Genomic DNA, 13,628 nt, shown 5'->3' on the forward strand with positions numbered 1-13,628 from the left:
GTTTTATGAAACAAACAGTTTATATTACAGGTCACAAAAATCCAGATACTGATTCTATTTGCTCAGCTCTTGCCTATGCAAATTTAAAAAATAGGCTAGGTGATACAGAAGCAATTCCAATTAGGCTTGGTCACGTTAATCAAGAAACCCAATTTGTTCTTGATTATTTTGGAGTAAAGGCTCCCCTTCATAAGGATTCAATGAAACTTCAAATAAAAGATATTGATTACGACAATTCTTACAATGTGGATGAGTCTCTTCCAATTAGAAATGCCTGGTCAATAATTCAAGAAAATAAATTGAATTCTTTGTTTGTAGTTGATGAAAATGAAAAATTAATCGGAGTAGCATCCCTTTCAAATTTGACCCATTCATACATGGAAGTTTGGGATGATGGGATTATTGGAAGGACTCACACTCCTCTTGAAAATATAGTAGATATTTTATCAGCAAAAATTGTTGTAAATCCTAAAAATCCTAGAGCATTTACAGGAAAAATGATGGTTTATGCCATGAATGAAAAAGATTCACCAAAAAATTCCTTGGTTGGGGATGGAGATTTGGTTATAACTGGAAATAGGCTTGAAGCTCAAGAATATCTAATAAATACAAATATTTCCCTAATAATTTTGACAAATGGGTCAGAAATGAAAGAGGATTTAATAAAAGAAGCTGAAAAAAATAATATTACAATTATTTCAACTGAATATGATACTTTTATGACTGCAAGACTTTTGCCAATGGCAGTTCCAATTGCAAATGTAATGAGTACTGAAAATTTAGTTTATTTTTCACCAGAAGATACAGTTGATACAGTTCGTGAGGTAATGGGGAAAACTAGATTTAGGTCTTATCCAATTGTTGATGCAAGGGGAAGGGTTCTTGGGGCAATTTCAAGATACCATTTGATTTCAGATGAAAAGAAAAAATTAATTTTGGTTGACCACAACGAAAGAAACCAATCAGTTGATGATATTGATTATGCAGAAATTATTGAAATAATTGACCACCACAGAGTTGCAAATGTCGTTACAAACCAACCCCTATTTTTTAGGGCAGAACCTGTGGGATCAACTGCAACAATTGTAGCAAAAATGTTTTTTGAATCTGGAATTAGACCAACAAAAGAAATTGCAGGCCTTCTTTCAGCAGCTATAATTTCTGATACTCTTTTATTTAGGTCTCCTACAACAACAGAAACTGACAAAAGAGTTTTAAATAGACTTACAAAAATTGCAGATATAAATCCAGAAGAATTTGCAATGAAGATGTTTAAGGCTGGAACAAGTTTAAAAAATAAATCGCCAGAAGATTTGATTGATGGGGATGTAAAGGCCTTTACAATTGGCGATGATAAAATTAGGGTTGGACAAGTTATGACCATGAATCCAGAAGAGCTTAATCCAATAAAAGATAAGCTTACAAGTTTAATGGAAGAAAGAATTCATGCTAAGGGAGAAAACACCTTTGTTCTTGTCCTTACAGATATTTTTAACAAAAAATCTGAGCTTTTGGTTGTAGGAAATTATTTAAGTGATATAGAAAATGTTTTTGGAAACAAGGTAAAAAATGGAACGATTTCAGCTCCAGGAGTTTTATCAAGAAAAAAACAAGTTATACCAAAACTAACTGAAGCTATTATGAATTCACATAATAATTAACTTTACTGAAAAAAATATCTGTGCTATAATATAAAAAAATTTAAAACAGGAGAAAATAATGAAAAACTTAAATTTTGCACAAAATAGCTTTTACTTTTTTAACTTTACTTTTGACAAAAGTAAGGCTATTTATCATGTGCAAAATTTTTAAAAGATTTAAGTTTTTTTGAATTTTAGCTTCTTGGTAATAGCCAAGAAGCTTTTTTAATTATTTGGAAAAAAATTAGGAGGAAAATTATGATTATTAAATTAAAAAATAATGCAAATGAAAAAGAAGTTCAAGATCTTATAAAAGAAATTGAAGATATGGGACTTAAAGTAAGCAAGGCAGTTGGTTTTAAAACAACAATTTTGGGACTTTTGGGAGATACATCCAAGGTTTCAAAGGATGATATGAAATCAAAAAATGTTGTTGACGATGTAATAAGAATCCAAGAACCTTACAAAAAAGCAAACAGAAAATTTCACCCAGAAGATACAATAATTACTCTTGAAAATGGAACAAAAATCGGGGGAGGTTCTTTTGTTTATATGGCAGGACCATGTTCTGTTGAAAGTGAAGAGCAAATTTTATCAATTGCCAAAAAAATAAAAAAATCTGGTGCAACAATTTTAAGAGGTGGAGCTTTTAAACCAAGAACAAGCCCATATTCTTTCCAAGGTTATGGAAAAAAAGCCATTGATTATCTTGTAAAAGCAAAAGAGGAAACTGGTCTTGCCCTTGTTTCAGAAATTATGGAAATAAACCAATTAAAATATTTTGACGATGTAGATATTTTGCAAGTTGGAGCAAGAAATATGCAAAATTTTGATTTGTTGAAGGCACTTGGCGAAACTGATAAGCCAATTTTATTAAAAAGAGGTTTGGCTGCAACTTATGAAGAATTATTGATGGCAGCAGAATATATAATGAGCAGGGGAAATACAAAAGTAATTCTTTGCGAAAGAGGAATTAGAACTTTTGAAACTGCAACAAGAAATACTTTGGACGTTACTGCGGTACCATTTTTACATGAAAAAACTCACCTTCCTGTAATAATTGATCCATCTCATGCAGCTGGAATTGCAAGATATGTAAAAGATTTGTCCCTTTCTGCGGCAGCTGTTGGAGCAGATGGACTTATGATTGAAGTTCACGAAAATCCTTCCAAGGCATTTTCAGACGGGGCCCAATGTGTTATTCCAGATGAGTTTGATAAGATTTTAAAAGCAAGCAAAAAAATCCATGATTTAAGAAAGGAATTCTAAAATGAGCCAAAGCTTTGGAAAAAATTTAAAAGTTACTATATTTGGATCAAGCCACCAAGAATATATGGGGGTTGTGATGGATAATGTAAAAATTGGTTTTGAAATTGATATGGAAAAACTAGACCATTTTATGCAAAGAAGAGCTCCGGGTAAATCAAAATTTACCACAAAAAGAAATGAAGCCGACCAAGCTATTTTTATTTCTGGAGTAAAGGAAAATAAAATAATTTCAAAAACCATAACAGCCCTTATAAAAAACAAGGATTACAAATCCAAAGATTATGATAATTTAAATGATATTCCAAGGCCATCTCATGCAGATTACACTAGTTTTATAAAATATGGAAGCGAAATGGATATGAATGGTTCTGGTCCATTTTCTGGAAGATTGACTGCGCCATTTTGCCTTGCAGGGGCAATTGCCAAGCAAATTTTGGAAGATGATGGGATAAAAATTTCATCTAGGATCAAAAATATTGGCGGAATTGAAGATAAAAAACTTGATTTGGCAAATCCTCCCATGGATGATTTAGAAAAAATTTCTCAAAAAGAAATTCCTCTTTTGGATGGGAAAAAAGAAGATGAGATAAGAAAGCTTTTGGAAGAGGTTAAAAGCGAAGGGGATTCTCTTGGTGGAATTTGCCAAGTTTTTGGAGAAAATATTCCAGAGGGTTTGGGAGAGCCTTTGTTTGATTCTTTTGAGGCAAATATTTCCTATCTTTCTTTTGGAGTTCCAGGACTTAGGGCAATTTCTTTTGGGGAGGGACTTTCTTCAATAAATATGAGAGGCTCAGCCCACAACGACCAATTTGAAATCAAAGACGGGAAAGTTAGAACTCTTACCAATAATGCTGGTGGAGTTGTCGGCGGAATTACAAATGGTATGCCAGTTGTTTTCGATTTAATTTTTAAGCCGACTCCATCAATTTCCCTTGCTCAAAAATCTTTTTCTATAAAAGAGAAAAAAGAGAAAATTTTACAAATTAAGGGCCGTCACGATCCTTGTTTTTGCTTAAGAACACCCCCAATTGGAGAATCAATCCTCGCTTTAACAGTATTGGACTTTTTAAATGAGTGAAAATATGAAAAAACTTATTAAAGATTTAGAAAAAGAAAATTTTAGTAGAGAAGATCTGGAAAAAATCGATAAAATTATAAAAGAAAAATACAAAAATTATTTGATGGAACTTGATGATGGCGATTTTTCCAAAAATCTTCAAGATAAAATTATAAATGAAAATTTTCCCAAAAAAGGAAAGATAGGTCTTGGAGGAGCTAAGGGATCTTATGCCGACCAAGTTGGAAATATTATTTTTCCTAAAGGCGAGATGAAATATTTTAAACAATTTGACCAAATTTTAGATGCAATTGATAAAAAAGAGTGTGATTTTGGGATTTTACCTTTGGAAAATTCTTCCTTTGGTTCTGTAAAAGAAGTTTATAATTTGATGCTTGAAAGAAATTTTTACATTATTGGAAGTTATAAGCTTGACATTAACCATTATCTTCTTGGAAATTTGGATGCAAATTTATCCGATATTAAAAAAGTTTACTCTCATCCCCAAGCTTTGGGTCAGTGCGGAAAATATATCAAAAGATATGGTTTCATTCCTAAAGAATATTATAATACGGCTCTTTCTGCAAAATTTATTAAAGATAAAAAGGATAATAGTCTTGGGGCAATAGGGTCAAAATTTGCAGGGGAAATTTATGACCTTAAAATTCTTGATGAAAATATCCAAAATCAGTCAAATAATTATACAAGATTTATAATTGTAGCCAAGGACTTAAAAATTTATAAAGATGCCGATAAAATTTCTGTAAGATTAAAAGCTCTTGATAAACCGGGATCTCTTATAAATATTGTTGAAAAATTTAAAATTTTGGGTGTAAATATGACCAAACTTGAATCATCCCCAATACCGGGATCTGATTTTGAATTTGTTTTTTATTTTGATTTCCAAGGATCTGTTAATGAAAAAAGAATTAAAATTCTTTTGGATTTTTTAAAGGAAAAGGCAAGAGATTTTGTTTTTATGGGAGCTTACATAGACTTTAGCAAGGTAGTTGACAAAAATAAAAATACCTTGTATAATCAAAATAACTTATAAGTTAAAAAAATAAAACTTTGATCAGAAGTAAGTAAGTTTTATAAATCTTTTATAGAGAGCTTGTGTGTAGTGGAAATAAGCAAAGAAATAAAACTGAATGGATCTGAGAGTGCCGAGGTGAAAAAAGTACCCGAGGCCGTCTTCCCACGTTACAGGGATATGATATGAAATTATTTTAAATTAGTATCAGAAAAAAGATGTGTAAAATTTAGAAAATTATTTTACATAAAAAGGATGGCACCGCGAATTCAACCATTTGCTCCTTTGTGGAGTGGATGGTTTTTTTATTGGAAATTTTTAAAGGAGAAGATTATGAAAACAAAAAATATAACTCAAGCGTCAATTTTACTTGCTATTGGAACAATACTTCATTTGATTCCAGGATTTGTAGGAATGGTAAAACCAGATTTTATGTTATTTTGTGTCTTTATAATTATTATTTTAAATAAGAATTTTAAAACGAGTCTTGCTGTAGGAATAGCTGGAGGAATTTTGGCAGGAATTACTACAAGTGCACCAGGAGGCTTTTTGCCTAATTTAGTTGATAAAATTGTTTCTTCATTATTTGTATATTTTGCTGTAGTATTTTTGGAAAAAGCAAAAGTCGAAAATATTTTTTCTATTGGATCTTTATATTTTATTGGAACAGCAATTTCTGGACTTGTATTTTTAATTTTGATGAATATGGCAGGGGCCTTGCCTGAAGGATTTGGTTTAAAATTAATGTTTGTAAGCCTAGTTCTTCTAACAGCTGGAATAAATATTATTGTTGGCCTATTTTTTGATAAGGTTATGGGAGTTTATAATAAAAATTTTGCAAGAAGTCTAGCTTAATAAGGAATTTATATTTTTACAAGAGGATAAAAAAAGATACTGTTGCAAAATTATTTTTATTAATAGTTTTGCAACAGCTTTTTTTATTAGATAAAAAATTTTTTTAAAAAAAATATAAATTACTATTTTATTTTTCAAAAAATAGTTTATAATATTAAGAATGAGCTTATATTAAATAGAAAGAAGGTTTTGTCCTATGGATAATATTATAAAATTAAATTCTAAGCTGAGCGACTTTTTGTGGGGTTATCCTATGATAGTCGTTTTGCTTTTTGGAGGTCTTGTTTTAGTTTATAGGTCAGATTTTTGGGTTTTTAAGAATTTTTCCTATATTTTCAAAAATACTTTTGGTAGACTTGTTAAGGATTCAAAATCTGATGAAAATTCAATTTCTCCTTTTGAGGCAGTTTCGACTGCTCTTGCTGGAACTATTGGGGCTGGAAATATTGTTGGAGTTGCAACTGCAATTGACTTTGGTGGACCCGGTGCAATTTTTTGGATGTGGATAGCAAGTTTTGTTTGTATGACTACAAAAATGGTTGAAGTTAGTATGGCAGTTGCAAGTAGGGTTTCAGATGATGATGGAAAATATATTGGTGGGCCCATGTATTATATTGAAAAGGGAGCAGGCTCAAAAATTTTGGCAAAAATATTTTCATTTTTTGCCTTTATAGCAATTATTGGAACAGGAGCCTTGGTTCAATCAAATTCAATTTCTGAATCTTTAAATGCTATGACAGGTTTAAATCTACACCTTGGTGGAATTTTAATTGTAATTTTCATGCTTTTGGTTGTTGTTGGTGGAATTAAAAGAATTGGTGCTTTTGCAGCAAAAATTGTTCCAATCATGTCAGTTTTTTATATTATTGGCTGCATTTTAATTCTTATTTTCCAAATTGAAAATTTGATTCCTGCTTTAAAAGAAATTATTATTTGTGCCTTTAATCCAAAATCTTTTGCAAGTGGAGCGGCAGGTTCTGGAATTTTAATTTCAATTAGGTGGGGGCTTGCTAGGGGAATTTTTTCAAACGAAGCTGGTCTTGGAACAGCTCCCATGGCTCATGCAACAAGTCACACCGACCATCCTATAAGACAGGGAATGTGGGGAGCGATTGAAGTTTTTGTATCTTCTATGATTATTTGTACCATGACTGCCCTTGTAATTATTACAAGTGGAGTTTATAAAATTGAAAAATTTGAAGGAGCAGCTTTAACTGCAGCATCTTTTTCAAAATCACTTTTTTTGGGAAAATATATAGTTTCTTTAGCCCTTGTTTTATTTGCCTTTACAACGGCAGTTTCTTGGTGCTATTATGGGCAAAGATGTGTAAAATATTTGACAGGATCCACTAAGCTTTCAAATATTTTCAAATATATTTATATAATTTTTTGCTATGTAGGATCAATTGGAGGCTTAAAATTTGCATGGACTATTGCAGATACAGCCAATGCTTTTATGGTTATTCCAAATATCCTTGCACTTATTATGATGAGTAAAACCTTTAAGAAAATTTTGGATGATTTCGATAAGTACAAAGATTCAGAAAAAAGTGGAAATTATTCTTGGACCTATGATAATAAGTGGGAAAAATATTTTGAAAAATAATTTTGAGATGAAAAAAAAGACTTTTGCAAAACGCAAAAGTCTTTTTTTTTATTTATTTAATTTTTCAAGCAAGAAATCAGGATCAATTCCGTGAACCATACAAGCTTCATCTAAAGTTTCATATAAAGATGAAGGACAAGCAATGCATCCCATTCCGATTGAAAGGAAAGTGTTGATTGATTCTGGTTTTGCTTGAATTATATCGCCGATTAGCATATCATGTGTGATTTCCACTTTTTCTTTTTTTCTATCTTCTAAAGCCATAAAACCCTCCTTATGTCTAAATTTTATTTTACTATAAGTAAGATAAAAATCAAAGTAAAAGACTAGGAATTGGGGTACAATTATTTTGGTGATAAAATGAATGAAAAAAATTATGAAAAAATTATAAATTTAAGAAAAAAGTTGGAAGAACTTGATAAAAATTTGGAAAAAATCAAAAATAAAAATTCATTTTTCAAATTTTTCACAAGATCTCTTCTCTTATCTTTTATATTTTTATTTATAGGATCTGTATTTAAAATTCAAAATTCGACAAAAATTTTAATTTTTGTTCTTGTTTTCATCCTTTCAAATTTGATTCAAATAATATTTATTTCAAAAAATCAAAAGAAAGAGATAGAAAAAATAAAAAAAGAACAAATTAAAATCCAAGCCCAAATTTTTGCCTTTGTAAAAGAGGATGAAAATTGAAAAAAACTGAATATTAAGTATAGTATTAGCAGTCGAAGACTTAAAGTGCTAAGGAGGATTTATGAAAAAAGAATTTAAAGCAGAAGCCAAAAAAGTTATGGATTTGATGATAAATTCAATCTATACAAATAAGGATATTTTTCTAAGAGAATTAATATCTAACGGCTCAGATGCTATAGATAAATTATATTATAAAGATTTAAAATCAGATAAAAACGTGGACAAAAACGATTATTATATCGAAATTCTTCCAAATAAAGAAAAAAGAACTTTAACCATAAGGGATACCGGAATTGGAATGGATGAAAAAGATTTGGAAGAAAATCTTGGAACAATTGCAAAATCTGGTACTGAAATTTTTAAAAAAGAAATTAAAAATGAAGATTTAAATAATCTAATTGGACAATTTGGAGTTGGATTTTACTCAGCCTTTATGGTAAGCAAAAAAATTCTTGTAAATACAAAAAAAGATGACCAAGCTTATAAATGGATAAGTGAAAATGCTGAAAGCTATGAAATTGAAAAATCTGATAAAAAAGAAAATGGAACAGATATTACCTTATTTTTAAAAGAAAATACTGAAGATGTAAACTTCGATATTTATCTTGACCAATATAAAATAAAAGAACTTGTAAGAAAATATTCAAATTATATAAGATATCCAATTAAAATGGAAGTTACAAAGTCAAGAAAAACAGAAGATTCAACCGATGAAGATCCAAAATATGAAGATTACAGTGAAGTAGAAGTTTTAAATTCTGAAATTCCAATTTGGAAAAAATCTAAAAAAGATTTAACAGACGAGGATTATATAAATTTCTACAAGGACCAAGGATATGGATTTGATGATCCTTTATCATGGATTCATTTAAATATTGAAGGAACTGTCGAATTTAAGGCAATAATTTATATTCCAAGAAAAGCACCTTTTGATTTTTATTCAAAAGATTACCAAAAGGGCCTACAACTTTATTCATCAGGAGTAAAAATAAAAGATAGGCATGAAGATTTACTTGAAGATGAATTTTCTTTTGCCAAGGGAGTTGTTGAAAGTGACGATATTTCCCTAAACATTTCAAGAGAAACTCTCCAAGAAACCAGAGAGTTAAGATTTATTGCTAAACAAATAAACAATAAAATCAGATCTCACTTAATGGATTTGATGAAAAATGATAGGGAAAAATACCAAATATTTTTCAAAGAATTTGGAAATAATTTGAAAGTTTCTATCTATGAATCTTTTGGCGCAAAAAAAGATAGGCTAGAAGATTTACTATTATTTAACTCCTACAGAAAAGATAAGATGATTTCATTAAATGAATACAAGAAAGATATGAAATCAACAGATGAAAATATCCTCTATACAGTTGGAGAAAATCTTGAAAAAATCAAAAATTCTCCAGCCTTAAAATCAGTTGATAAGGACAGGGATGTTCTTTTACTTGATGAAAAGTTGGATGAATTTTAATAAAAATGCTACATTCTTACAAAGAAATTCCTTTTAAATCAATAAATCAAGTTGATGAAAGCGAAGATGATAAGGAAGAAAACAAAGACTTGGTTGAAAAAATCAAGGAAATTTTACCGGAAGAAGTAGTGAATGTAAAAATTTCAGAAAATTTATCAGAAGATGTAATTTCAATGATAAAACAAAGGGGAGATGTTTCAATCGAGATGGAAAAAACTTTAAAATCTCAAGTAAACGCTCCAGATATTAAGGCTCAAAAAGTTTTGGAAATAAACAAAAATTCCAAGGCCTATGAGCTTCTAGAAAAAGACTTGAAAGAAAATTCTGATGAATTTAAAATGATAGTAAATATTTTATTTGACCAAGCAAAACTTATAGAAGGACTTGAAATTGATAATCCTCTTGAGTATGCAAAAAACATTTGGAAATTAATTTAGGAGAAAAAATGACAGAGTACAAGAGAAAAAATGTCTGGGAAAATTTATCACAAGACCAAGAAAAAGAATTAGAAAGTCTTTCAAAAGATTATATGGATTTTTTAGACAAGGGAAAAACCGAAAGACTTGCTGCAAAAGAAATTGTAAATTTAGCAAAAAAGGAAGGTTATGTTTATCTTGAAGAAAAAATTAAGGCTGGAAAAATAAGTTCAGGCGATAAAATTTATGCAGTAAATAAAAATAAAGCTGTAGCCATGTTTCATATAGGAAGCGAAGATTTATCAAATGGACTTGCTATAGTTGGAGGTCATATAGATTCACCAAGACTTGATTTAAAACCAGTTCCACTCACAGAAGAAAACGGCCTTGCTTATTTAAAAACTCATTATTATGGGGGAGTAAAAAAATATAATTGGACAAATATGCCCCTTGCCCTTCACGGAGTAGTTTTTACAAAAAATGGAGAAAAAGTAGATATTTCAATTGGAGATAAAGATGATGAGCCAGTTTTTTTCATCTCAGAGCTTTTAATTCACCTTTCAAAAAAATTAATGACAAAGCCTGCTGAAGAAGTTGTAACAGGTGAACAATTATCAATAATTGTAGGAAATAGACCACTTTTGGATGAAAAAGAAAATCCAGTAAAGAAAAATATTTTAAAAATTTTAAATGAAAAATATAAAATTGAAGAAGAAGATTTTATAACAGCAGAACTTGAAGTAGTTCCTGCAGGAAAATCTAGGGAAGTTGGATTTGATAAGTCAATGATAGCCTCCCACGGCCATGACGATAGGGTTTGCTCCTACGCAGCTTTGAGGGCGCTTCTCGATATAAAAGAAACAAAGAAAACTTTGGTGGGACTTTTTGTTGACAAGGAAGAAATTGGTTCAGTTGGAGCAACAGGAATGACTTCACAATTTTTCGAAAACTCACTTTTAGAAATTATGAATTTAAAAGAAGATTTTGATTTAATTAAATTTAAAAGAGCATTGAGAAATTCTAAAGTTTTATCAGCTGACGTAACCTTGGCAGAAGATCCAAACTTTAAAGATGCAACAGAAAGCCAAAACTCAGCTCAAATTTCTCACGGAGTTGCCCTTACAAAATACACAGGTTCCGGCGGAAAAGGCGGCTCAAACGATGCAGATGCAGAATATTTATCTAAAGTTAGACTTGCTTTTGATAAGGATGGAGTAATTTTTCAAACAGGAGAGCTAGGAAAAGTTGACCAAGGTGGTGGAGGAACAATCGCCTATATTCTTGCAGAATATGGAATGGATGTAGTTGATTGTGGAACACCAGTAATTTCCATGCACGCTCCAATAGAATTGATTTCAAAAGCAGATTTCTATTCAACATTTACAGCTTATAGGGCATTTTATAAAAATATTTGACAAGAATTTTAATCTAGCGTATAATATTATGCTTATTTGACTTATCCACAATTTCATAGTATAATAATTACAAATGCATGGAAGGTGGATATATGGAATTTAAATCAGTTAATGAAATAAGGTCAGAAGTTAAAAAGAACGTAGGAAAAGAAGTTACTTTAAAAGCTGATAAGGGCAGAAAAAGAATTGTTACCAAAAGCGGTGTAATTTTAGACGCTTTCCCAAGTGTATTTACAATAAAAGTAAATAATGATTTTGATGCAGAAAGAACTGTATCATACAGCTACTCAGATGTTTTAACATCTACAGTTAGATTACAAATAAAAAATTAATTATAGATTAATTCAAAAAATCATCCTAATATTTTGAGGATGATTTTTTGATTTATTTTTAAAATTTGATTATTTTTATTTTTAAAAAATTTAAACAAAAAGAGAGCAAGGTTTCTTGCTCTCTTTTTATTTTCAAATTTAAAATTATTTGTTTGATCCAGCGTCTGAAGCAGGTGTGCTTTCTGCGTTTGAATCTGTTGCACTAGCGTTTGAATCTGTTGTACTAGCGTTTGAATCAGATTTTTCTGTTGTAGTTGTTGAAGCAGGTGTGCTTTCTGCGTTTGATTTTGTGTCAGCTTTTTTTCCACATCCTACTAAAGCAACTGTTAATGCTAATACTGGTAATACTTTTTTAATTTTCATTGTTTAATCCCCCTGTTTAAAAAAATATACTTACTATCATTCCCGATAGTAAGTATAATATACCGGATTTGAAGAAAAATTCAAATATTTATGTGAAAAATATTTTTCATTCATAACATATAATTAGAAATTTATTAATTAAATTTCTATATTAACCCAATCGCCTTTTCTAAATCTTAACCATAAACCTATAAATCTAGATATTTGGTCAGCCATAATTCCCATCCAAATTCCTTGAATTCCTAAATGTAGGATATTTACAAAAAATATGGTCGCTGCAGATCTTATAAATGTAATTGAAATTAAACTTACAGCAAGTGTATATTTTACATCTCCTGCAGCTCTTAGGGCTCCACCAAATATAATTTGAGATATTTGGAAAATTACTATAAAAATCAAATAAAAAGTTATGATTGATCCCATAGCAATTATATTCTCGTCGTCGAAAAACATTCTGAAAATATTTTTTCTAAATAAGACTAGAATTACTGACAATATTATTGAAATACTTAGGCCGATTTCTTGGCAAGTTTTTCCATATTTTATTGCCTCTTCTTTTTTTCTTGCTCCAAGGGCATTTCCTGTAAGGGCGACTGCTGCAACTTGCATTCCGTCTCCAAAGGAAAATGTAATTGAAAGCAAATTCATGCCGACATTGTGGGCTGCAAATTGGTCTGTACCAAGTTTTGCTGCTGTAATTGCTGTTACCAAAAATCCTATTCTTGCTGCTATATTTTCAACAAAAATATTTGATCCAAGTCCCAAAATTTCTTTGAAAATGAAATTTGAAAAATGTAGCTTATATTTTTTGATAAGTCTAAAGGACATGTATGATGATTTTCTAAATAGGGAAGAAAAACTCATTATAGCTGCAACAAAAGCTCCCAAAACTGTGGCAATAGCTGCTCCTGTTACTCCTAATTTTGGAAAACCAAAATTACCATTAATCAACAAATAATTGAAAAATATATTTATAATTGATGAAACTAGGTTGGTTGTAAAGGCTATTTGAGTGTTACCACTTCCTCTTTGGCCGGCGTTTATGGTCATTGAGATTACATTGAAAATCATTCCTGCCATAATAATTTTGAAATATGAAACTCCCAAATCGTGAGTGTCAGGGCTTGAGCCTGATAGTCTCATAATTAGTGGGGTAAATATTATAAAAATTGCAGAAATTACTATACACAAAGACACAGAAACAATCATGGCTGTAACCATGGTTTGGTTTGCCATTTTTTTGTCTTCTTCACCTTTTCTTCTTGCAACTAGTGCAGAAACGGAAACTGCAATTGCAATAAAGATTGAAAGGGCGATAAATTTTGGCTGTGTAGTAAGTCCGATTGCAGCTACAGCTGATGAACCGATTGATGAAACCATGAAGGTATCAATCAAACCTGCCAAGGAAATAAAAAATGATTCCAAGACAGATGGCCAAGCTATTTGTAGGGCCCTTTTCCGATATTTATTTTTTATCAAAA

At 30.4% G+C, this 13,628-nt stretch carries 12 protein-coding genes, 1 pseudogene and 1 other annotated feature; of the genes and pseudogenes, 10 read left to right on the forward strand and 3 right to left on the reverse strand.

The window, feature by feature from the left end; translation table 11 throughout:
- Positions 1–5: 5 nt before the first annotated feature.
- The 6 genes from BN2087_RS03550 to BN2087_RS03575 all read left to right on the forward strand — a co-directional run bounded on the left by BN2087_RS03550 (position 6) and on the right by BN2087_RS03575 (position 7,460).
- Positions 6–1,661: a putative manganese-dependent inorganic diphosphatase gene (locus BN2087_RS03550; RefSeq protein WP_049690504.1), complete on the forward strand. Its 1,656-nt coding sequence runs from the start codon at positions 6–8 to the stop codon at positions 1,659–1,661.
- A gap of 237 nt (positions 1,662–1,898) precedes the next feature.
- Positions 1,899–2,909 carry a 3-deoxy-7-phosphoheptulonate synthase gene (gene aroF / locus BN2087_RS03555; protein ID WP_049690505.1) on the forward strand — a complete coding sequence of 337 codons (1,011 nt, stop codon included), beginning with the start codon at positions 1,899–1,901 and terminating at the stop codon, positions 2,907–2,909.
- 1 nt (position 2,910) lies between these two features.
- Positions 2,911–3,987 carry a chorismate synthase gene (gene aroC / locus BN2087_RS03560; protein WP_049690506.1) on the forward strand — a complete coding sequence of 359 codons (1,077 nt, stop codon included), beginning with the start codon at positions 2,911–2,913 and terminating at the stop codon, positions 3,985–3,987.
- A 4-nt stretch (positions 3,988–3,991) separates the two neighbouring features.
- The gene (locus tag BN2087_RS03565; RefSeq protein WP_245190815.1) at positions 3,992–5,020 is read left to right on the forward strand and encodes a prephenate dehydratase; all 1,029 of its coding nucleotides are present in this window, start codon (positions 3,992–3,994) and stop codon (positions 5,018–5,020) included.
- 8 nt (positions 5,021–5,028) lie between these two features.
- Positions 5,029–5,287 (forward strand) — a binding site (T-box leader).
- Between the two features lie 45 nt (positions 5,288–5,332).
- The gene (locus BN2087_RS03570; protein WP_049690508.1) at positions 5,333–5,854 is read left to right on the forward strand and encodes a tryptophan transporter; all 522 of its coding nucleotides are present in this window, start codon (positions 5,333–5,335) and stop codon (positions 5,852–5,854) included.
- Between the two features lie 196 nt (positions 5,855–6,050).
- Positions 6,051–7,460, forward strand: a complete 1,410-nt coding sequence (locus tag BN2087_RS03575; protein ID WP_049690509.1) for an alanine/glycine:cation symporter family protein — start codon at positions 6,051–6,053, stop codon at positions 7,458–7,460.
- A gap of 48 nt (positions 7,461–7,508) precedes the next feature.
- On the opposite strand, the gene BN2087_RS03580 is transcribed toward BN2087_RS03575, so the two are convergent.
- Positions 7,509–7,724 carry a DUF1858 domain-containing protein gene (locus BN2087_RS03580; protein WP_004838081.1) on the reverse strand — a complete coding sequence of 72 codons (216 nt, stop codon included), beginning with the start codon at positions 7,722–7,724 and terminating at the stop codon, positions 7,509–7,511.
- 96 nt (positions 7,725–7,820) lie between these two features.
- Here BN2087_RS03580 and BN2087_RS03585 point away from each other — a divergent pair, with 96 nt between their 5' ends.
- The 4 genes and pseudogenes from BN2087_RS03585 to BN2087_RS03600 all read left to right on the forward strand — a co-directional run bounded on the left by BN2087_RS03585 (position 7,821) and on the right by BN2087_RS03600 (position 11,784).
- On the forward strand, positions 7,821–8,153 hold the full coding sequence (locus BN2087_RS03585) for a hypothetical protein (protein ID WP_049690510.1): 333 nt from the start codon (positions 7,821–7,823) through the stop codon (positions 8,151–8,153).
- 61 nt (positions 8,154–8,214) lie between these two features.
- Positions 8,215–10,058: pseudogene (htpG, locus tag BN2087_RS03590) on the forward strand (molecular chaperone HtpG).
- Positions 10,059–10,066: 8 nt separating this feature from the next.
- Positions 10,067–11,452 carry an aminopeptidase gene (locus tag BN2087_RS03595; RefSeq protein ID WP_049690511.1) on the forward strand — a complete coding sequence of 462 codons (1,386 nt, stop codon included), beginning with the start codon at positions 10,067–10,069 and terminating at the stop codon, positions 11,450–11,452.
- 92 nt (positions 11,453–11,544) lie between these two features.
- Positions 11,545–11,784, forward strand: a complete 240-nt coding sequence (locus BN2087_RS03600) for a Veg family protein (RefSeq protein WP_049690512.1) — start codon at positions 11,545–11,547, stop codon at positions 11,782–11,784.
- Positions 11,785–11,928: 144 nt separating this feature from the next.
- Here BN2087_RS03600 and BN2087_RS03605 read toward each other — a convergent pair whose 3' ends face one another.
- Positions 11,929–12,147, reverse strand: coding sequence for a hypothetical protein (locus BN2087_RS03605; RefSeq protein ID WP_049690513.1), 219 nt, complete (start codon positions 12,145–12,147; stop codon positions 11,929–11,931).
- Between the two features lie 138 nt (positions 12,148–12,285).
- Positions 12,286–13,626, reverse strand: coding sequence for an MATE family efflux transporter (locus BN2087_RS03610; protein WP_049690514.1), 1,341 nt, complete (start codon positions 13,624–13,626; stop codon positions 12,286–12,288).
- Positions 13,627–13,628: the final 2 nt, after the last annotated feature.

This window comes from Anaerococcus jeddahensis (assembly GCF_001182725.1).
Lineage (GTDB): Bacteria > Bacillota > Clostridia > Tissierellales > Peptoniphilaceae > Anaerococcus > Anaerococcus jeddahensis.